Genomic DNA, 20,161 nt, shown 5'->3' with positions numbered 1-20,161 from the left:
GAATACCTTGCTCGCCCTGAGGCCCTTGTTCACCTTGAGGTCCTTGCTCACCTTGAAGCCCTTGCTCACCTTGAAGCCCTTGCTCACCTTGAAGCCCTTGCTCGCCTTGAAGCCCTTGTGCACCCAGAGGTCCTTGCTCACCTTGAGGTCCCTGTTCGCCTCGATGTCCAGTCATTCCAATTGGCGCAATTTTTAGTGAAATGATTTGTAAATTCTTGATTTGAGCGATGATTTTTTTGGATTTAAGATGATTGATTCTAAATAATTTAGTGATATAAAGTAAAAAGTTGAGTAAGTTTTGTAATTCAATATATGTTGCATTTGCTACAAAAGGTTGGTTATTCAAAATAGTAATTAAATTTTCGACAATTGCAATGCCAGTTTCTCGCTGCGCTAGTGTTAAATCTAAACGTTCTAGGAAGCCCTTGATTATTTCTAATAAGTTTATAAATTCTTCTGTATTAGATTGTGTCGGGGTAGAAAAGACAGTTGGAATAAGGTTCGTTAAGTCACTTAAAGTATTGCAAAAAAATTTCGCGTATGATTCAGGGATAGGAGTATAATGGACCGCAGGAATACGACGAGGTTGAGTTGGGAAATACGGTTTTGAAATCCTTTTTGAATTATCGTTAAAGTGAGACATTGAAATGCTCCTTTCTAAGGAAGTAGGTTAAAAACCTATCCATAGTAAATGCAAGTTAAATGTAAAAAGGAATAGGGAAACGGGCAGTTTATATAAAAAATAGCAAAAACGCCTATCTTATGAGGCGTTTTCTTTTTGTTTTGCATATTGATAATATCTTTTTAATGAAATTTTTGATTTGAAACCAACCCGTTTCATAATTTCTTGCTCTGGGGTGTTTTGTTCAATTAACCGTAAAATAAAAGTGTTTCGAAAGTGTTGACCGGAAATGCCTTTGCGTAAATTTGCCCTAGCTACTTCAAGGCGAATCATTTTTTGGACTGCTATTTCTGTTAGTGCTTTTGGAGCGTCATTTTCGTACACCCACCGATATGTATTACGATTGAAATCGAATGCTACAAACAGTGGATCGTCACTATGGTATTTGGGGCGAACTGGCTCGGGGATTGTTTTGTAATAATTATATAGTTGCTTTTTGTCTTCGTCAGTCAATTTAAGGGTTCTTTCCACACCTGCTACTGCTGGAATAGAAATTGTATTCGTTTCAAAATGAACGTGATGCATATTTAGTGATACAAGCTCTTGTAGGGATAAGCCGTAATCGATGAGTAAGTTAACAATAGAAATATTGCGATCCATTAGTAATGGACGGGAAGGGCGTTGTTTCTCTGATAATCCATCTAATGAGATTAAGGTATGTTTTAATCGCTTTTCATCATCTTTTGAAATGAAGTCTTCATCACGTAACGCGCGATTAGGTTGTATGGAGATTTTCATATCCTTTAATGGGTTTGGAAGATTTAAAAACTGGTATAGTCTATTTAAGACAATAAATACACGGTGCATTGTTTTTTCAGAGTAATGTCGTTTATTTTTCAAATCGGAAAAATAATCTTCGTAGTCTTTTGTACAAAGTGTATCCCATATATTACTAGAGGAGAGCTTTTTGTTTTTTTCTAACCAATGACCGAAATCTTCGATATCATAGACATAACGTTTAATAGTTGAAGGCTTTCGACCTTGATTTAATAAAAAAGCAGAAAAGGCTTGTACCGTATCATGCAGTTCCGTTGTTGCCATAATTCCACCACCCTGTTTTTTCTTACATTATAGCAAATTTTTTCTGAAAATAGTTATTTGTAGGAGAAGTAGAAATATTAATAATGTTTGTTTGTGATTTGATAAAAAGAGGTGATTGTATGGAACAATCGATGCGAAAGAAAAATAATAATCAAATTAATATCGTGTTAAATCACCGGAAAAAAATTTCAGTACCTGCTTCAGAAAATAAATCGGTCATTTCAAGTGAAACGTCTACAAAGCATGAAATGTTGCAGCGAATTGAAGAAGAGATGGGTAAACTTGTTGGAATGGAAGATATAAAAAAAATAATAAAAGAAATTTATGCATGGATTTATGTGAATAAGAAAAGGCAAGAGATTGGTTTGAAGTCAGAAAAGCAAGTACTTCATATGTTGTTTAAGGGAAATCCGGGAACAGGAAAAACAACTGTTGCAAGAATGATTGGGAAATTATTATTTGAAATGAACATTTTAACAAAAGGGCATTTAGTCGAGGCGGAACGTGCGGATCTCGTGGGGGAATATATTGGGCATACAGCACAAAAAACAAGAGATTTAATTAAAAAAGCTATGGGAGGAATATTGTTCATTGATGAAGCATATTCGTTAGCGCGTGGTGGAGAGAAAGATTTTGGGAAAGAAGCGATTGATACGCTTGTCAAACATATGGAAGATAAGCAACATGGATTTGTGTTGATTTTAGCGGGGTATTCAAGAGAGATGAATCATTTTCTTTCTTTAAATCCAGGATTACAATCGCGTTTTCCATTTATTATTGAATTCGCGGATTATACAGTGAATCAGTTACTTGAAATTGGAAAGAGAATGTATGATGAAAGAGAATATCAGTTGTCAAAAGAGGCGGAGTGGAAATTCCGGGACCATTTACATGCGGTGAAATACTCTTCACAAATTACATCCTTTAGTAATGGGCGCTATGTCCGGAATATTGTCGAGAAATCTATTCGGACACAAGCGATGCGTTTATTACAAGAAGATGCATATGATAAATATGATTTGGTTGGGATATCAAGCAGTGATCTAATGCTTGAAGAAGAGACGCACAGTTCATAAACTGTGCGTTTGTTTTATGTGAAAGGGAAATGTAATACATTAAGTTCTATTTTGTATTTTTTGTTTTTGCTCGTTGTTCTAATTTGCTTTTCGGACTTGTATCAGCTACATCTGATGCAAGTCCTTGTGGATTAACGCTGCTACTTTGACCACGATTGCGGTTGTTATTTCCTTTTGCCATTCTTTATCACCTCTATTCTTCTTTTGCTTTTTGTTGGTATGCTCTATGGTATCGCTCCATCTTTTTGCTTTTTTCATGGGAAGATTTTGGATCGAAGCTAATTTGGTTGACTGAACTTTTTTGAGCTCCTTTATTTACGTGGTTTGTCATTTATGTTCACCCCTCTTTAAAGATTAGTATGGACATTCTAGACAGAAAAACACGTCAGAAAAGAAAAAACCCTTTACGGCACGTAAAGGGCTTGGGTTGCTATTTATGAAGTGAACGCTCTTTATTATCTAAGCGTCTGTGTGGTAAATGCCATTTGTAATGAATGGAAATCATACGGAAGCAAACAATCAAAATGAATAAAATGTACAGAGCCCAATCGCTAACAACGATTTTGGCGCCAATTAAAAGTCCTGCTAAAATCGTCCAAAATGCGTATACTTCGGCACGAAGGACAAGAGGTTTTCGGCGTGCTAATAAATCGCGAATTATACCACCGCCAATTCCGGTTAAAACGGATGCGACAATTGTTGCGCTAATCGGTAAGTTGAGTTTTTGTGCGTAAAGTGCTCCTTGTACAGCGAATGCTGATAAACCGATAGCATCCGTGATGTTTTCCCACCGTTTCCAATGTGTAATTAATTTATTTGGAAATAGAAAAATAATCGTCATTGATAAGAGTGCGATTTGAAATAACATGTCTTGTTCCCAAAACGCGACGATTGGATAACCGATTAATAAGTTGCGAAGGGCACCGCCACCAAATGCAGTTGCCATTCCTAAAATATATACCCCAAAAATATCGTAATCTTCTTCCATTGCGACAATAGCTCCGCTGAGTGCGAAGGCAATTGTACCAATGATGCTAAAAATCTCCCATGCCATGAATTTTCTCCCCCGCTAACTAGATGAAATATGCTTCCTCTGTTATTATATTAGAAGGTTTAAATTTCGAAAAGGATGAGTGAACATATTTGATGGAAGAAAAAGAAAAAGTCATATTAGTTGGCTGTCAATTGCCGCAAGATGATGATGAACGGTTTATGCATTCCATGAAAGAGCTTGCGTCGCTCGCGAAGACAGCTCGTGCGGAAGTTTTAGTATCTACAACGCAAAAACGTCCGAAATTTCATCCGGCTACTTACATAGGTAAGGGGAAGTTAGAAGAACTTGCAGCGCTGACCGAAGAGTTAGAACCGGCTGTTATTATATTTAATAATGAGTTAACACCAAGTCAAATTCGCAATTTATCATCTGTTTTAGATGCAAGGGTGATTGATCGAACGCAGTTAATCTTGGATATTTTCGCTCAGCGTGCGAAATCTAGAGAAGGTAAGCTTCAAGTGGAATTAGCTCAACTGCAATATACAATGCCGCGTCTTATGGGACAGGGGTTAGCGTTATCGCGTCTTGGTGGTGGAATTGGTACGAGAGGTCCCGGTGAAACGAAGTTAGAAACAGATCGTCGTCATATTCGTTCTCGCATTGATGAAATTAAGAAACAGTTGGCGACTGTTGTGGAACATCGAAAAAGGTATCGAGAGCGCCGAAAAGATAATCAAGTATTTCAAGTTGCGTTAATTGGATATACGAATGCTGGCAAATCAACGTTGTTTAACAGATTAACAGAAGCGGATACGTTTGAAGAAAATTTGTTATTCGCGACATTAGATCCGACGACAAGAAAGATGCAATTGCCTTGTGGGTATACTGTATTACTAACTGATACAGTAGGGTTTATTCAAGATTTGCCGACGTCATTAGTTGCTGCGTTTCGCTCTACGTTGGAAGAAGCAGGGGAAGCGGATGTGATTTTACACGTCGTTGATTCTGCGGATCCGAATTATGTAGGGCATGAACAGACGGTGAAACAATTGCTACAAGATCTTGAAATCAATCACATTCCAATTATTACGGTTTACAATAAGAAAGATCAATTACATCAAAATTTTATTCCGTTTCCAAAAAGTGATTTTCTTATGACGAGTGCTTTTGAGGAAGTGGATTTATTAAGACTGAAAGAATCGGTAGAAACGAAGATGATGGAAGGGATGGAATCGTATAAGGTTATGGTTCCACCAAGTGAAGGTCGGATACTAACGCTTTTAAAAACAGAAACGGTTTTAACCGGGATGGAGTTCCAAGAAGAAGAAGCTTTGTATAAGTGTACAGGTTATACATTTGCTCATTCCTCGGTGAATGGACAATTAAAGAGATTTTTAGTGGGAAAAGGAGAAGAGAATAATAATGTTTGATCGTTTAAAAAATGGAGAAAGAATCGCTCCTATTGTGAAAGAAGTAGAAAAGCAAATCGCAGATATACATAAACGTGTGGATGGAGTGATTGAAAGTAATCAGTTCCGTGTATTAGAAAGTTTCCGTGGGCATAAAATTAGTGATTCACATTTTATCCCGACGACGGGTTATGGTTATGATGACATTGGTCGTGATACATTAGAAAAAGTGTACGCTGATGTATTTGGAGCTGAAGCGGGGCTTGTTCGTCCGCAAATTATTTCGGGTACACATGCGATTTCAACAGCTTTATTTGGTGTTTTACGTCCTGGTGACGAGCTATTATATATAACAGGGAAACCATATGACACGTTAGAAGAGATTGTCGGTGTGCGTGGTAAAGGTGTAGGTTCTTTTAAAGAATATAATATTGGTTACAATGCTGTACCGTTAATGGAAGAAGGAAGAGTCGATTTTAAAGCTGTAGAAGCAGCGATTCACGAAAATACAAAAATGATTGGGATTCAGCGTTCGAAAGGATATGCGACCCGTCCATCATTTACAATTGCAGAAATTAAAGAGATGATCTCATTTGTAAAAGAAATTAAATCAGATGTTGTTGTATTTGTAGATAACTGTTATGGAGAATTTGTGGAAGAATTAGAGCCATGTCATGTCGGAGCAGATTTAATGGCAGGGTCGCTAATTAAAAATCCGGGTGGCGGAATTGTAAAAACAGGTGGATATATTGTAGGGAAAGAACAATATGTAGAAGCTTGTGCGTATCGTTTAACGTCTCCGGGCATTGGTGCGGAAGCGGGAGCGTCATTATATAGTTTACAAGAAATGTACCAAGGTTTCTTTTTAGCACCTCATGTCGCTGGTCAAGCGCTAAAAGGAGCGGTATTTACAGCTGCATTTTTAGAAAAGTTAGGCATGAATACATCACCAACTTGGAACGCAGCAAGAACAGATTTAATTCAGTCTGTTCAATTTGATGATAAAGAGCGCATGATTGCATTTTGTCAAGCGATTCAATATGCATCTCCAATTAATTCGCACTTTACGCCGTACCCGAACTACATGCCAGGATATGAAGATGATGTCATCATGGCTGCAGGTACGTTTATTCAAGGTGCAAGTATTGAGTTATCGGCAGATGGTCCAATCCGTCCTCCATACGTTGCTTATGTACAAGGTGGATTAACGTATTCTCATGTGAAGATTGCAATTTGTTCTGCAATTGATGCATTAATTGAAAAAAATCTATTAACAATTTCGTAAAGAAAAGCTGTCGATTTCGACAGCTTTTTTGTGTAGAAGTCGACATTTGTACATTTAAAAAAAGAGTAAAAAAATCATGTAAGAAAAGCTAACATCTGTTGACATTAAACATAACATGATATAAAATGAGAAGCAGTTAAGGCGAAGGAGGAACTGAAACAATGAAAGAAGATAGACGTTCTGCCCCGCTGTTTCCTATTGGTATTGTAATGGATTTAACACAATTATCTGCTCGTCAAATTCGCTACTATGAAGAACACAATTTAATTTTCCCAACCCGTACAAAAGGGAATCGTAGATTGTTTTCGTTTAACGATGTAGATAAGCTGTTAGAAATTAAAGATTTGTTAGATCAAGGCTTAAATATGGCCGGTATTAAACAAGTGTTACAAATGAAAGAAAATCAAACAGAAGCAGTGCAAACAAAAGGAGAAACGAAAGAAATTTCAAAATCCGAGCTTCGTAAAATTCTTCGAGATGAACTGCAACATACAGGCAGATTTAATCGAACTTCATTACGACAAGGTGATATTTCAAGGTTTTTTCACTAAGAAATGACTGATTCTGAAGGTGTTTAGAGGGACTAAGGAGGAATTTATAATGTCAAGGTACACTAGAGAAGATATTTTCCGTTTAGCGAAAGAAGAGAATGTAAAGTATATCCGCTTGCAATTTACGGATCTTTTAGGAATTATTAAAAACGTAGAGATTCCAGTTAGTCAGTTAACGAAAGCTCTAGATAACAAAATGATGTTTGATGGATCTTCTATTGAAGGATTTGTTCGTATTGAAGAATCGGATATGTATTTGTATCCTGACTTAGATACTTGGGTAATATTCCCTTGGACTGCTGAAAAAGGTAAAGTAGCTCGCTTAATTTGCGATATTTACAATGCAGATGGCACTCCATTTGAAGGTGACCCACGTAATAACTTAAAACGTATGTTGAAAGAAATGGAAGCACTAGGATTTAATGAATTCAATCTTGGACCAGAACCAGAATTCTTCCTATTCAAAGTAGATGAAAAAGGAAATCCAACATTAGAACTAAATGATAATGGCGGCTACTTTGACCTTGCACCGATGGATTTAGGGGAAAACTGTCGTCGTGATATCGTTCTTGAACTTGAAGAAATGGGCTTTGAAATTGAAGCATCTCACCATGAAGTTGCACCAGGACAGCACGAAATTGATTTTAAATATGCGAATGCACTTCGTTCATGTGATGATATTCAAACATTCAAACTTGTTGTAAAAACAATTGCTCGTAAACACGGTTTACATGCAACGTTTATGCCAAAACCATTATTCGGAGTGAACGGTTCTGGAATGCATTGTAACTTGTCACTATTCAAAAATGGAGAGAACGTATTCTACGATCAAAATGGTGACTTACAATTAAGTGATGATGCACGCCACTTTATCGCAGGTATTTTAAAACACGCACCAGCATTTACTGCGGTAGCGAACCCAACTGTAAACTCTTACAAACGTTTAGTACCTGGATATGAAGCACCTTGTTACGTAGCATGGTCTGCACAAAACCGTAGCCCATTAGTACGTATCCCGGCATCTCGCGGTATCAGTACACGTGTAGAAGTACGTAGTGTTGATCCGGCTGCAAACCCATATTTAGTAATGGCAACATTATTAGCAGCAGGACTTGACGGAATTAAAAATAAATTAACTCCACCAGCTGCTGTAGATCGTAACATCTATGTTATGACGAAAGAAGAGCGTGAAGAAGCAGGAATCGTTGATTTACCAGCAACGTTAGCGCAAGCATTAGTTACACTACAATCTGATGAAGTTGTATGTGGCGCATTAGGTGAACACTTACTTGAACACTTTATCGAAGCAAAAGAGATTGAGTGGGATATGTTCCGCACGCAAGTTCACCAATGGGAACGCGATCAATACATGAGTCTTTATTAAGAATTTGAGGCCTTGATACTACGGTATCGAGGTCTTTTTTATTTGTGTGCAAATAATTGTGAGGTTAGTGATTTGTTTTTGCCCCACGAAATGCCCACAAATAAATATAGAATTATTTAAGAACATCTCGCATAAGCTCCTCGAATTTTTGTATCGCTTCTTGATCTAACTTCTTACTAATATGGGAATATACATCATCTGTAATTTGCGCACTACCATGTCCAAGGCTTTCTTGTAAATATTTCATACTTACACCAGCTTCAAGTTGAAGTGCGGTCGAAGTAAAAAGCGGAATTCTACTCAAGCTAAAGAAATTGCACAAAATGCAGAAACAAAAGCAAAGGCTGTTTAGAGACAATTAGATAATCTTATTATAGAGAGTGGAACAAGTGATACTGAGATCATGGAAGCGCATGGCGATGAACCTGTTTTGAACGAACGATTAAATAGATTGGCATATCGATATCGAATATACTGAGGAAGGATATGAGGTGCTTATTACAGATTTTAATAATAATGGTTTTCATTTCCATAACTAAAAATTCTGATAATAATTTGACATAATAATGGTAAAATGGTAATTTTGTCTTATAATAGTTCACTTTATATAATAAAAAATCAGATGGTAGAATCAGTAGTATTACTTGTTGTTTTTGCTGAACTAAACACATTTGTTCTTTAGGAAGAACAAATGCAGAGCAACACAATGTAGGAAGGAAGCTACACATTAGTGGTTATTTTTCTGATTGGGCTTTTACTTATTTGTTGCATAACAGGAGGAAAAAATGAGTGCTATAACTGGTATTGTTCATTTTAATGACGGGCCTATATCGATTGAACAAGGTAGAGGGTTAATGAAAGCTTTACAACAATATCCTGCCGATGATGTTCAAATATGGCACAAAGAGAATGTATTCTTTGGTTGCCATGCACAATGGATCACACCAGAGTCCATTGGCGAACAATTGCCTTTTTATGATTATGAAAGACAATTGGCGATTACAGCAGATGCTATTATTGATAATCGTACTGAATTATTCGAGAGGCTGCAAATAGATTATGGCGATAGAAAAAACATAACAGATAGCGAGTTAATTTTGCTCTCCTATCAAAAGTGGGGGGAAGAATCTCCAAAGTATTTAGTAGGTGATTTTGCTTTTATGATATGGGATGAGCGAAAGCAAAAATTGTTTGGAGCAAGGGATTTTTCTGGAAGCCGGACACTTTATTTTTACCGTGACCAGCAGAAATTTACTTTTTGTACGATTATAAATCCGCTATTTACTTTACCATATATCGAGAAGAAGTTAAATGAACAGTGGCTCGCTGAATTTTTAGCTATACCTGTGAATTTTGAATCAGTAGATCCTTCTTTAACAGTTTATAAATATGTAGAACAGGTACCTCCTTCACATACGATCGTGGTGACCAGCGAAAGTGTAACATTTTCGAGATATTATACACCGATTGCTGGAGAGGAACTTCGCCTCAAGTCAAATGAGGAATATGAGGAAGCGTTTCGGGAGGTATACCAAAATGCAATAAAGGCACGTTTACGCACTCATCATCAAGTAGGAGCTCATTTGAGCGGAGGACTGGATTCGGGCTCTGTCGTTAGCTTTGCTGCAAAAGATTTGCGGACAGAGAATAAGAAATTACATACGTTCAGTTATGTTCCGGTAGAAGGCTTTGTAGATTGGACGCACAAGGGTAGAGTAGCTAATGAAAGACCTTTTATTCAATCGACTGTACAGCATGTCGGAAATATAAAGGATTATTATTTAGATTTTGCAGGAAGAAGCCCCTTATCAGAAGTTGATGATTGGCTTGAAACACTGGAAATGCCATATAAATTTTTTGAGAATACTTTTTGGCTGAAGGGGCTTTATGAAGAAGCGCATCAGCAAGGAGTAGGTGTACTTCTGAGCGGACAAAGAGGTAATTGGACAGTATCATGGGGCCCAGTTTTTGACTATCAAGCAATGCTTTTGAAAAGGCTGCACTGGATTCGTTTTTTCCGTGAACTACATTTATATAGTAGAAACATAGGGGTAAAAAAATCGCGAGTTTTTGAGGTAGTAAGAAAGAAAGCGTTTCCGTTTTTAAATCAGTTATTTTCATCGGAAGAGGAAAGTTTCTTTCCTATAATAATCAATCCGGAATTTGCAAAAAAAATGAACGTTTTAGAGAAGCTTAAAGAGCATGACATCGATATGACCGGTGCTTCTACTTCAACTGCATATGATATGAAAAAGCAACAGTTTGAACAATTGTACTACTGGAGCATAAATGGGACATATGGAACAAAATTATCTTTGCGTTACTCCTTATGGGACCGTGATCCAACGAATGATTTACGAATGATTCAATTTTGTTTATCAGTCCCGGAAGAACAATATATTCAAAATGGTTTAGACCGAGCGCTTATTCGGAGAGCAACAAAAGACTTTTTGCCTGATAAGGTTAGGTTAAATCAGCGGGTTCGAGGTGTTCAGGGGGCAGACGGGGTTTATCGTATGGCTCCTTATTGGAATAAGTTTATCGAGGAACTCGAGCGGATGAGTGAAGATCCTGCAATTTCTGAATTCATCAATATAGAAGTGATTAAGGCTGCAATTTTAAAAATCCGAGAGAAACCGCGGCCAGAATATGCATTTGATTTAGACTTTAGGATTTTAATGCGCAGCCTAATTTTCTATCGTTTTATAAAAAAATTTTATTAGAAAGGAGGTGATACTATGAAAAAAGAGTGGCAAACACCAGTACTAGAAGTGCTTGATATTAATATGACTATGGCTGGCCCTGGTCGTAAAACTCCTGACGCGGTTCAACCTGATCCAGATGATCCTGTGAAGTATAGCTAAATTATGAAAATTTTTCAAAGCCCTTATATAGTCTGGACCATATAAGGGCTTTAAAAATAACTTTGTTGCTAATGTGGAGTGAGAAAAATGATCAATACAGTAAGAACAGTGGTATACAAAGCTTTCGGATTAAGAATAGTAAGCGAAATTCCTCTGCCCGAATTACCTCAAATGATTGAACAAAAAGATGTGGCAGATATCACAATAGAAATTGCTGATTTATCTGGACAATGGCATAAATATGCCGCTGAATACGAACGAAAGTTTGTAGTTGAAGGAAATCTAGTGATGTTTCAAGTTCCTCATACTGCTATATTTTCTATACAGGAAGGGAAAAAAATCCTTTTTTCACCTATGATAGGGGCGGAAGAAGACAAAATTCGGCTTTACCTTCTTGGAAGTTGTATGGGTGCATTGCTAATGCAGAGAAAGATACTCCCGTTACATGGAAGTGCAATCGCCATTAATGGGAAGGCTTATGCTTTGGTAGGTGACTCAGGGGCTGGAAAATCGACGCTTGCTTCAGCATTTTTGAGCAAAGGATATCAACTTTTAAGTGATGATGTTATTGCTGTGTCTCTCTCGAGTGAAAATACTCCATTCGTTATGCCGTCGTATCCACAACAAAAGTTATGGCAGGAAAGCTTAAATAATTTGGGAATGGAAACAGCACATTATCGTCCGTTGTTTGAAAGAGAAACGAAGTATGCGGTACCTGTGTCATCCCAATTTTTCGCTAATCCATTACCACTTGCAGGTGTAATCGAACTAGTTAAAACGGAGAATGACAGTATTGAAATGATTCAAATTGAAGGGCTTGAGCGTTTGCACACCTTATTCCGTCATACATTTCGTCATTTTTTAATCCAGCGATTAGGATTGATGGAATGGCATTTTACAATCTCTACAAATACGATAAATAAGATTGATATGTTTCAATTACAGCGCCCAAATTCAAGGTTTACAGCTCAGGAGCTAGTATCTCTCATTTTAGGTTCTTTACATAAAGGAGGAATATAGATGATTAATACGAAAAAAATTTCGTTAGAGTGTAAGGTTGTACAAAGCATAGGGAATATCGTAAGTGACATGGATGGAGAAAAAGTAATGCTAAGTGTCCAAAAAGGAAAGTACTACAATTTAGGTGAAATGGGTGGGGAAATATGGGAGCTTATTAAGGAGCCAATCTCGGTTACTCAGTTAATCACTACGTTATTATCCAATTATGATGTAGAGCGGGTAAATTGCGAAGAACAAGTTCTTTCTTTTTTAGAGTGTTTATTTCAAGAAAATTTAATTCAAATTGAAAATCAGCCTAATACATAGTTTTATATTTTTTACTAGAAATATTAGGAAGTGATTAATGAATATTGTAAAAAGTCTAAGGGTATTTTTATCGTTAGATACGAAAACAAAGCTTTTGCTGTTAGAAGCTTTTATTTTTTTAGGGTGGGCTCGTGTTTTAAAGAGTATAACATTTTCGAAAGTTGCACCTTCTTTGGGAGATTACATGAATGAAACACCTTTTACTCATATTCAACCATACAGGGACACATTAAAAAATGTGTCCCACAGTTTACATTTATTTTCATTAATGTAGAATCGGAAAAGTTTTTATTTATTATGAGTTACCTTTATCCTTATCCGATTGATGCTAAAACTTTACAACTACCTAAAACCCTTCATTTTTTATATTTTCCTTTACGTCCTCTTTTATGCTTCTGGAGGAAAACAAGGAAACATGCTTTACCATAGGGGGATAAAAATGAAATATATTTTATACTTTATGAAGCAATTACACTCTTTTTCTGGCAGAATCCTTTATGTTAATCTTTTTGGAATGGTTTTGATTAGCTTACTTGAAGGTGTGGGAATTCTTTTATTAGTTCCTATGATAAGTATGAGTGGAATTGTTAATATGGGAGAAAGCGATTCTCACATTTCGGCTATTTTCAAACTTCTGCAGGAATTTCCTATCGCAACTAGCTTACCTCTTATTCTAGGTATATATATTTTAATAGTCGTCAGTCAAAATCTTTTACAAAGAAATTTAACAATTAGAGATGTGAAAATTCAACAAAGTTTTATTCGTCAATTAAGATTGGAAACTTATAGTGCCATCTTACAGGTAAAATGGAGTTTTTTTCTAGAAAAAAGAAAAACAGATTTTATAAATGCATTAACCTCAGATTTAGCACGTGTTAGCTATGGGATTAATCTTGCTTTGCAGCTTTTAGCTGCTAGTGTTTTTACTCTTATACAGGTTGCTATTGCCTTTTGGTTATCTGCCAAAATAACGATGTTTGTCCTGTTTTGTGGCTTGTTTTTTTCATTGGCCTCTCGTATTTTCATTAAAAGAGCGAGAATACTCGGAAATAAAACCTCTGAGTTAGCACAAAGTTATCTTGCTGGTATAACAGACCATTTTAATGGGATTAAAGATATAAAAAGTAATACTTTAGAAGAATCACGATTAACTTGGTTTCGCTCCGTAACGAAAAAAATGACTCACGAACAAATTGAATACATAGAAATGAGATCTGCTTCACAGCTTTTTTATAAAATCTCATTGGCTGTTCTAATTGTTTGTTTTATTTTTTTATCTGTAACATTCTTTCATGCCCAATCAGAACAATTATTATTGATTATTCTGATTTTTTCTAAATTATGGCCACGATTTATAGGGATTCAGTCTAATCTGGAGCAAATTTCCTCTTCCATTCCAGCCTTTAAAGCTTTGATAGAATTACAGGAAGAATGTAAGGAGGCTAGAGAGTTAAACGGTGAGAATCGTCAATATAACAATGTAAAGCCGATCCTTTTTAAACAAGAATTAGAGTGTCGTGATGTATATTTTCGATATAATCGAAATGAGCTTTCCTACGCTCTTCAAAACATTAATTTGCAAATTCCATCCAACTGTATGACAGCCATTGTCGGACGTTCGGGTGCTGGAAAAAGCACATTAATTGATATTTTAATGGGGCTCATGCAGCCAGAAAAAGGGCAAGTATTAATAGATAGCATACCTCTTACAAATGATAATTTATTGTCATTAAGGCGATCGATTAGCTATGTTCCACAAGATCCATTTCTGTTCAATGCAAGCATAAGAGAAAATTTGTTGATGATTGAACCGAATGCAAGCGAAGAACAAATTTGGGAGGCACTGGAGTTTTCTGCGGCTGCTGAATTTGTAAGAAGGCTTCCAAACGGGCTTGACACATTCATTGGAGATCGCGGAGTTAAACTTTCTGGGGGAGAACGACAACGGCTCGTACTTGCCCGGGCAATTTTAAGGAAACCTTCCATTCTAGTTTTAGATGAAGCAACGAGTGCGTTAGATACTGAAAATGAAGCGAAAATTCAAGCTGCGTTAGAAAGATTAAAGGGAACGATGACCATTATCGTTATTGCGCATCGCTTATCAACGATACGTAATGCTGATCAGGTTATTGTATTGGACAAGGGAGAAATCGTTCAAAGAGGAGCATTTAGCCAATTAGCAAAGGAAAGAAAAGGTGTGTTTAGCAATTTATTAGGAACACAGGTAGAAGTTAGTTCGTAGGGATGAAGAAGGGCACGGTAGAATGAGCGAATTGTATTGGAATGAAACTATAACCCGAATAATAAATGAATGAAAAAACTATTATTCGGGATTTTACATACTTTTACATGTTATGCCTCATTTATTTATATGAGGCATTTTTCAATCAACTGAACGTATCAAATTCATTCGACTTAGGTGGAGAGGATGCTTTTTTCATAAGTTTCTCCCATAATTGTACAGATTTTCTCCATTCCGATGTGGCACGATTGTTTTGATAAATAACATTTTCATAACTGAGAGTAAGTTTTTGCATATCAGTCGAATTGTAAAGCTTATCTACATGGATTGCATATTCTCTCAATGTTTGACTTTCGGTGCGTGAGATGCCCGCACTTTCTAGTTGTTTTAAAAGTGCAGAATAAGCTTTTATATAAATAGCATCGCCTTTTCGGTATTTATAGGAGAGAATGATAAAAAATGCGAACCATTTTATTCTAGTAGTAAAGAGGGTATAGCCCGTTATGCTAATTAATATGATACAAAGGAACAAGTATCCCCATGGAAATCCTTTTTTGGAATTCGTAATTTTTCCGTTAGAAGGGACTTCGGTATCTTCTATTAAACTTTTTTGTTTTGCTTCTGCATTTCGCTGTGGAATTTGTTCGTTGCTAGGTATCGTAGTATTGCTATTTGGTGAAGTGGCAGTTGGAGCAGAAGTGTCGTGTGTAAAGTTATACGGGTTGCTGAAACCTTTTGTTGGCTCGAAAGGGATCCATCCGTATGTTGGAAAGTATACTTCAACCCAAGAATGTGCATCGTTATTAGTGATGGTGTACATATTCTCGTAATCTGAATTCGTTAATTTATTTTCAAGAGTGCCCCCGGTATACCCCTTTACCCAGCGTGCTGGAATCCCGATAGAGCGAAGTAAAACAACCATAGACGTGGAAAAATTATTGCAGTATCCACTTTTTGTATCAAATATAAATTGATCCACATAATCTTGACCCTTTCCAGGAACCTTAACATGCTCTGTTTCATATACAAAAGAATGATTTGCGAAGTAGTCTTCGACAGCTAATACTTGATCGTATCGATTGTTTTTATCTTTTGTAAGATTTACAGCTAAGTCTTTAACTCTCTTTGGTAATGAGTCGGGTAATTGCGTATATTTTTCTATGAAATAAGAGCTTGCCTCTAGACTTTCAGCGGCTTTTACAGCTTTTAAGTTTTCAATAGAAAAATGGGGAGCATTATAAGTCACCTTATATTTATTTAAGGTAGTAGAAGAACCTTCTTTCACCATATCGATTTTTTCCGAAAAGGGATCTGCACGAAATGATACATCTGAAGCAGTCTCAACCGATACTAATCCTGCAGGATAAATAAGGTGAGGAGAGTTTTTTTGTATGGTGATAATTGCTTCGGCAGTATCCGTTTTTGTATTCGATTCATACCAACTCAATACATTGTTTTTATCCTTAAAAGAAATTTTTTTAGGGTTATTAGAAATTTCCCAACCCTTTCCTGTGTAAAAGTCTTTTGTTTCAACTCTCCAATATTGACTGTTTTGCATTTGCGCTGTGAAAACAACTGTGTCGTCCCACTTAAGGGGGCCGCCTAATTGAGAGTCATCGATCCCGTAACCGACTTTGTTGATTGTTGTCGCTTTATTTGTTGAAGGTGTGTCGAATTTGAAGAAAGAATCAATATTGGATAATTGAGGCCCAGGTTTGGGAGCGAAATATCCAATCGTTATCACCAATATAATAGATGTCGCAATTGGGATGAGTAATTGCGGTGTGGATTTGGTATGCTTTTGTAAGTTCTCGAATGCTTTTATACGTTCAATCTGGAGAAGGCTGAGCATGAAAAGACCAGCTATAATTGTACGAATAATCGCCTTGTTCATATTATATAAGCCGAATATATCGAAAATCGCAATGTAAATAATGGTTAACGTAAGAAATAAGAGCCCTCGTTTTTGATGAATGATCCAATAAAGGATAAGGGAGCACGAAAACCAAAGAACTAAAAAAAATAAAAAGGTCTGAAAAGATTTGGAAAGCTCCCACCAATTTGCTTGAAAGAGAAGGGGGATATTGTGAAAAAAATCAGATGAGAATTCTACTAACCAAGCAGGATGAATAAAAGGTCCCTTATAATCTAACGCATGAATCATAAACAAGATGACTATAATCTTTATCGACATTTGGAATCGCGTTTGAAGAAAAGAGAGAATGAAGCAAATTCCTATAAATCCTGTAAAGAGGTTCAACCTCACCATGTCTGTAATTTCTATAAGTGGCCGCAACCATTCTAATAAAATGAGAAAACCAAATATATGCATTAGGAAACTACTCATATCCCGTTTGTTATTTGAAGGTAGTATGGTCATTTGTTCACCTCAAAAAATACATTTGTATAATGATTTTCATAAACTGCTTTTACGAATACTTTTTGTTTTCTTAGCGTTTCGAGTAGGCTTAGTTCCAAATTTGAGAATTGATGTGCTTTTTCCTTAACGATAAATATCATCAGCTTACTGCCTTTCAGTGCTATACTTTCAGCAACTTTTTGAATATCGGGAGAAAGATTACTTGTTACAAGTACAAATGTTACTGGTTGATAGATTTTCTTTAACTGTATTTCTACAGTTTGAGAGAGCGGAAACATATTGTCTGCTTGTACTTTTGCTAAATGGTGAAAAATTTGTTGTAACTGTGTCTCGCTATGATGTAAAGGAAGAATGGTTTGTTCTTTTCCAGCAGATATGAATGATGCTTGTGAATCTTGTTTTAAAATAGACCTTACGAGAGAGGCTGTAAACGTAACAACTAATTCGAACAGGGGAGAAGGGGTTCTATCCATAAAAATCACGGCCTCATGACTTCGTTGTTGTTCAAACTCTTTCGTCATCATCTTGTTTTTTCGAGCAGATGCCTTCCAATCGACCCATGAAAAACGGTCACCAGGTCTATAGTCTCTGACGCCAGATGAGACGATTGCATCTCTTGCCATATTTGCATTTGAGGAGAGTGTTCCGTGTTCGAAATCGTTTTCTAATTGTCTATAAGTTATGTCTACATATGGGGGATAAACTAAAAATCGATCGGGAACTGAAAAGATTGTTTCTTTTTCGATAATACCAAATACATCACCAGTTTTTACACGCACACTCGAAAAGGTGTGTTCTCCTCTTGGGATTGCATCGATTACATATTGATATGAAATATTTCGCTTAAATCCTGGAAATAATAGCACTTTTGCATTTTGGGATTGTTTGCGAGTTTCAAATTCCATGGGTAGCACTTCTTCTACAATTAAATAAAGCAAAGGAAAAGGGACTTTTCGTTTTATTGTAATCGTGCATAAGAACTGCTGTCCTGCTGTGAATTCCTTTTGATTTGTTGTGCGTTTTACCTCGGCGTTCCAGAAGGCATAAAAGGGTAACAACAATGAGTAAAGACCGAAAGGAATAAAGGTGTAAAATAGAAACCAGCTTACAAATTCTCCTTGTAACATGGTGTATACAAATGTTAAAGCGATGAATAAAGCAAGCAACGATAGCTTCCCGGCGTGACGACCATTTCGTAGTAGCTGTTTCATTAGGCGTTTTTCGCCTTTTGAGCCGGAACTGGAGTCCGGGCGATAATTTTTATGATAACGCTTTCTGGTGTTATCCCTTCGAATTTCGTCTCTATTTTTAAAATGAGTCTATGGGCTAAAATATATGGAGCTAGACATTTAACATCATCTGGAATGACAAAATCTCTGCCATTTATGAGTGCATAAGCTTGTGCAGCCTTCATTAAAGCTATGGAACCACGGGGACTAGCCCCTAGTTGTACGGAATTATAAGAGCGGGTTTGGTTAACGATTTTTACAATGTAGTGTTTAATGGCCTTGTCTATGTATATTGAACGTACGTTTTGTTGTAAGTGTAGTAATTCTTCAGTTGTAATCACGGCTTGTAAATGAGAGATGGGCCTTGTTTTTTCTGTCCGATTTAAAATTTCGAATTCTTCTTCCGGTGTGGGATAGCCCATTTTTAACTTTAGTAAGAAACGGTCGAGCTGAGCCTCTGGTAAAGGATACGTTCCTTCATAGTCAATTGGATTCTGTGTAGCGATTACAAAAAATGGTTTTGGTAAAGGTCTCGTTATACCGTCTACTGTTACATTGCCTTCCTCCATACTTTCTAGCAAGGCTGACTGCGTTTTCGGCGATGTCCGATTAATTTCATCAGCAAGTATGATATTTCCCATAATAGGTCCTGCCATAAATTCAAATTGAAATTCTTTCGGATTATAAATAGAAACACCTATTACATCTGATGGCAGTAAATCGGGAGTGAATTGAATCCGTTTGAAATCTGCATCTATGGATTTTGCAAGGGCCTGTACCATCATTGTTTTCCCGACGCCGGGTACATCTTCTAATAGTACGTGACCTTCAGTTAAGAGGGCTGTCAAGGTAAGCGTGATTTCCTTTCGCTTTCCGACAATTACTTTTTCAATATTATTGATTATCTTTTCTACAATTGGATGTAAAGAATCGAGTTGTGTCATCGTACTCCTCCCAATGTCATTTTCATTTTTTAGGTCCTGCAATTTATTGTGATAAATATGGTTTATATAAATAACTCGTGTGAAAATTTGTTTTTAGGATATTTGTTTCAGGGGAAGTCAATCTAAGGCACAATTAAAGAAAATTCGCTTGAAATAATCGATAATGCTTAAATATTTATCCCTTTTATTACCTTATATAATTTCTATAGCGCTTAAGGAAATCCTACCCTGCGTTTTTAAATTATTTTATTTTGAATTTAGTCGTATGTACATGAAGTTTGTTTCAGTTTAATGATTTTAAATACTCAATAGTAAGCAAATAGGTATTAATTTTGATTTCAAGCATATAAGTTTATAAATTCTATCTTTATGGACAAGGAGTGAGTAAATTGAACAGGGTAGGAAAAGCTGATTTTGTTTCAGGATTTGTTCCTAACCATAATCATGGGTCTGTTGATTATACATCTGTTGAGGCAGGTCATGTGCATCAATGCTTAGATGTAACTTCTCCGCCAATTTCGGTGCAAGATGGGAGACATGTACACTATACAGAAGGATATGTAGTATTTGAAGATGGACATACGCATTATTATAAGGCGCACTCAGGACCGGCTATTCCAGTTGGAGATGGAATGCATGTCCATTATTACGATTTTTATACAACTGAAGATAATGGACATAAACATCGTATTAGAGGTGTGGATCAGCCTGCCCCAGGTAATAGATAAAGAACGGTTCGCATGTCAATGAAGTG

Annotated in this window: 20 protein-coding genes and 2 pseudogenes; 13 read left to right on the top strand and 9 right to left on the bottom strand. The window is 36.5% G+C overall.

Features of this window, described 5'->3' with window-relative positions:
* Both CN373_RS23050 and CN373_RS23045 read right to left on the bottom strand, forming a co-directional pair.
* On the bottom strand, positions 1-643 hold a 643-nt coding region (locus tag CN373_RS23050; protein WP_133116044.1), incomplete at its 3' end, for a collagen-like repeat preface domain-containing protein.
* A 117-nt stretch (positions 644-760) separates the two neighbouring features.
* Complete coding sequence (locus tag CN373_RS23045; protein WP_000246077.1) at positions 761-1,723, bottom strand: tyrosine-type recombinase/integrase; 963 nt, start codon at positions 1,721-1,723, stop codon at positions 761-763.
* Between the two features lie 119 nt (positions 1,724-1,842).
* Between CN373_RS23045 and spoVK the strand changes: the two genes are divergently transcribed.
* Positions 1,843-2,799, top strand: coding sequence for a stage V sporulation protein K (spoVK, locus tag CN373_RS23040; protein WP_098360260.1), 957 nt, complete (start codon positions 1,843-1,845; stop codon positions 2,797-2,799).
* Positions 2,800-2,845: 46 nt separating this feature from the next.
* On the opposite strand, the gene CN373_RS26080 is transcribed toward spoVK, so the two are convergent.
* The 3 genes from CN373_RS26080 to CN373_RS23035 form a co-directional block, all read right to left on the bottom strand.
* Positions 2,846-2,980: a hypothetical protein gene (locus CN373_RS26080; protein WP_001051869.1), complete on the bottom strand. Its 135-nt coding sequence runs from the start codon at positions 2,978-2,980 to the stop codon at positions 2,846-2,848.
* Positions 2,981-2,992: 12 nt separating this feature from the next.
* Positions 2,993-3,130, bottom strand: coding sequence for a hypothetical protein (locus tag CN373_RS25665; protein WP_000181510.1), 138 nt, complete (start codon positions 3,128-3,130; stop codon positions 2,993-2,995).
* Between the two features lie 99 nt (positions 3,131-3,229).
* A complete protein-coding gene (locus CN373_RS23035) occupies positions 3,230-3,853 on the bottom strand; it encodes a trimeric intracellular cation channel family protein (protein ID WP_000312259.1) in 624 nt (207 codons plus the stop codon).
* 92 nt (positions 3,854-3,945) lie between these two features.
* Between CN373_RS23035 and hflX the strand changes: the two genes are divergently transcribed.
* From hflX to glnA, 4 genes are all read left to right on the top strand, one after another.
* Positions 3,946-5,223 (top strand): GTPase HflX, encoded by a 1,278-nt coding sequence (hflX, locus tag CN373_RS23030; RefSeq protein ID WP_111901845.1) that lies wholly within the window; start codon positions 3,946-3,948, stop codon positions 5,221-5,223.
* On the top strand, positions 5,216-6,487 hold the full coding sequence (locus CN373_RS23025; protein ID WP_000460318.1) for an aminotransferase class I/II-fold pyridoxal phosphate-dependent enzyme: 1,272 nt from the start codon (positions 5,216-5,218) through the stop codon (positions 6,485-6,487). The genes hflX and CN373_RS23025 overlap by 8 nt, the downstream gene beginning before the upstream one ends.
* Positions 6,488-6,648: 161 nt before the next feature.
* On the top strand, positions 6,649-7,038 hold the full coding sequence (gene glnR / locus CN373_RS23020; protein ID WP_000656778.1) for a transcriptional repressor GlnR: 390 nt from the start codon (positions 6,649-6,651) through the stop codon (positions 7,036-7,038).
* A gap of 49 nt (positions 7,039-7,087) precedes the next feature.
* Positions 7,088-8,422 carry a type I glutamate--ammonia ligase gene (glnA, locus tag CN373_RS23015; protein WP_000092764.1) on the top strand — a complete coding sequence of 445 codons (1,335 nt, stop codon included), beginning with the start codon at positions 7,088-7,090 and terminating at the stop codon, positions 8,420-8,422.
* Positions 8,423-8,534: 112 nt separating this feature from the next.
* Here glnA and CN373_RS26075 read toward each other — a convergent pair whose 3' ends face one another.
* On the bottom strand, positions 8,535-8,669 hold the full coding sequence (locus CN373_RS26075; protein ID WP_255283491.1) for a hypothetical protein: 135 nt from the start codon (positions 8,667-8,669) through the stop codon (positions 8,535-8,537).
* Positions 8,670-9,207: 538 nt separating this feature from the next.
* Here CN373_RS26075 and CN373_RS23005 point away from each other — a divergent pair.
* The 7 genes and pseudogenes from CN373_RS23005 (at position 9,208) to CN373_RS22985 (ending at position 14,854) form a co-directional block, all read left to right on the top strand.
* Entirely contained in the window at positions 9,208-11,145 is a 1,938-nt protein-coding gene (locus CN373_RS23005; RefSeq protein WP_098360257.1) for a lasso peptide isopeptide bond-forming cyclase, read from the top strand.
* Between the two features lie 15 nt (positions 11,146-11,160).
* Positions 11,161-11,286, top strand: a complete 126-nt coding sequence (locus tag CN373_RS25360; RefSeq protein ID WP_000712629.1) for a paeninodin family lasso peptide — start codon at positions 11,161-11,163, stop codon at positions 11,284-11,286.
* A gap of 87 nt (positions 11,287-11,373) precedes the next feature.
* Entirely contained in the window at positions 11,374-12,306 is a 933-nt protein-coding gene (locus tag CN373_RS23000; RefSeq protein WP_098360256.1) for an aldolase, read from the top strand.
* A complete protein-coding gene (locus tag CN373_RS22995; protein WP_111901844.1) occupies positions 12,307-12,612 on the top strand; it encodes a lasso peptide biosynthesis PqqD family chaperone in 306 nt (101 codons plus the stop codon).
* A gap of 37 nt (positions 12,613-12,649) precedes the next feature.
* Positions 12,650-12,877: pseudogene (locus tag CN373_RS25955) on the top strand (lasso peptide biosynthesis B2 protein); the annotation flags it as partial.
* Positions 12,857-13,041, top strand: a pseudogene (locus CN373_RS25740) (nucleotidyltransferase domain-containing protein); the annotation flags it as partial. The pseudogenes CN373_RS25955 and CN373_RS25740, both read left to right, overlap by 21 nt.
* A gap of 10 nt (positions 13,042-13,051) precedes the next feature.
* Entirely contained in the window at positions 13,052-14,854 is a 1,803-nt protein-coding gene (locus tag CN373_RS22985) for an ABC transporter ATP-binding protein (protein WP_098360255.1), read from the top strand.
* Positions 14,855-14,999: 145 nt separating this feature from the next.
* Here the strand turns inward: CN373_RS22985 and CN373_RS22980 are convergent, their stop codons facing one another.
* Genes CN373_RS22980 through CN373_RS22970 form a run of 3 tightly spaced genes read right to left on the bottom strand, consistent with a single transcriptional unit; the run spans position 15,000 to position 19,407 of the window.
* On the bottom strand, positions 15,000-17,234 hold the full coding sequence (locus CN373_RS22980; RefSeq protein WP_098360254.1) for a DUF4129 domain-containing transglutaminase family protein: 2,235 nt from the start codon (positions 17,232-17,234) through the stop codon (positions 15,000-15,002).
* Positions 17,231-18,445: a DUF58 domain-containing protein gene (locus CN373_RS22975; protein WP_000811623.1), complete on the bottom strand. Its 1,215-nt coding sequence runs from the start codon at positions 18,443-18,445 to the stop codon at positions 17,231-17,233. Before CN373_RS22975 ends, CN373_RS22980 begins: the two co-directional genes overlap by 4 nt.
* Entirely contained in the window at positions 18,445-19,407 is a 963-nt protein-coding gene (locus CN373_RS22970; protein WP_098360253.1) for an AAA family ATPase, read from the bottom strand. The genes CN373_RS22975 and CN373_RS22970 overlap by 1 nt, the downstream gene beginning before the upstream one ends.
* Before the next feature lie 389 nt (positions 19,408-19,796).
* Between CN373_RS22970 and CN373_RS22965 the strand changes: the two genes are divergently transcribed.
* On the top strand, positions 19,797-20,135 hold the full coding sequence (locus tag CN373_RS22965; RefSeq protein ID WP_098360252.1) for a YmaF family protein: 339 nt from the start codon (positions 19,797-19,799) through the stop codon (positions 20,133-20,135).
* Positions 20,136-20,161 lie beyond the last annotated feature (26 nt).

Origin of the sequence: Bacillus cereus (assembly GCF_002561295.1) — a bacterium.
Lineage (GTDB): Bacteria > Bacillota > Bacilli > Bacillales > Bacillaceae_G > Bacillus_A > Bacillus_A cereus_S.
Note: the sequence above shows the minus strand (reverse complement) of the source record. Positions and strands in the feature narration are given on the sequence as shown.

Coding starts and splice junctions, on each gene's coding strand:
- CN373_RS23000 (WP_098360256.1), top strand. CDS start 11,374: ATGATCAATACAGTAAGAACAGTGGTATACAAAGCTTTCGGATTAAGA.
- spoVK (WP_098360260.1), top strand. CDS start 1,843: ATGGAACAATCGATGCGAAAGAAAAATAATAATCAAATTAATATCGTG.
- hflX (WP_111901845.1), top strand. CDS start 3,946: ATGGAAGAAAAAGAAAAAGTCATATTAGTTGGCTGTCAATTGCCGCAA.
- CN373_RS23035 (WP_000312259.1), bottom strand. CDS start 3,853: ATGGCATGGGAGATTTTTAGCATCATTGGTACAATTGCCTTCGCACTC.
- CN373_RS26080 (WP_001051869.1), bottom strand. CDS start 2,980: ATGGCAAAAGGAAATAACAACCGCAATCGTGGTCAAAGTAGCAGCGTT.
- CN373_RS25665 (WP_000181510.1), bottom strand. CDS start 3,130: ATGACAAACCACGTAAATAAAGGAGCTCAAAAAAGTTCAGTCAACCAA.
- CN373_RS22970 (WP_098360253.1), bottom strand. CDS start 19,407: ATGACACAACTCGATTCTTTACATCCAATTGTAGAAAAGATAATCAAT.
- CN373_RS23005 (WP_098360257.1), top strand. CDS start 9,208: ATGAGTGCTATAACTGGTATTGTTCATTTTAATGACGGGCCTATATCG.
- CN373_RS22975 (WP_000811623.1), bottom strand. CDS start 18,445: ATGAAACAGCTACTACGAAATGGTCGTCACGCCGGGAAGCTATCGTTG.
- CN373_RS26075 (WP_255283491.1), bottom strand. CDS start 8,669: ATGAAATATTTACAAGAAAGCCTTGGACATGGTAGTGCGCAAATTACA.
- CN373_RS22985 (WP_098360255.1), top strand. CDS start 13,052: ATGAAATATATTTTATACTTTATGAAGCAATTACACTCTTTTTCTGGC.
- glnA (WP_000092764.1), top strand. CDS start 7,088: ATGTCAAGGTACACTAGAGAAGATATTTTCCGTTTAGCGAAAGAAGAG.
- glnR (WP_000656778.1), top strand. CDS start 6,649: ATGAAAGAAGATAGACGTTCTGCCCCGCTGTTTCCTATTGGTATTGTA.
- CN373_RS23045 (WP_000246077.1), bottom strand. CDS start 1,723: ATGGCAACAACGGAACTGCATGATACGGTACAAGCCTTTTCTGCTTTT.
- CN373_RS22995 (WP_111901844.1), top strand. CDS start 12,307: ATGATTAATACGAAAAAAATTTCGTTAGAGTGTAAGGTTGTACAAAGC.
- CN373_RS25360 (WP_000712629.1), top strand. CDS start 11,161: ATGAAAAAAGAGTGGCAAACACCAGTACTAGAAGTGCTTGATATTAAT.
- CN373_RS22980 (WP_098360254.1), bottom strand. CDS start 17,234: ATGACCATACTACCTTCAAATAACAAACGGGATATGAGTAGTTTCCTA.
- CN373_RS23025 (WP_000460318.1), top strand. CDS start 5,216: ATGTTTGATCGTTTAAAAAATGGAGAAAGAATCGCTCCTATTGTGAAA.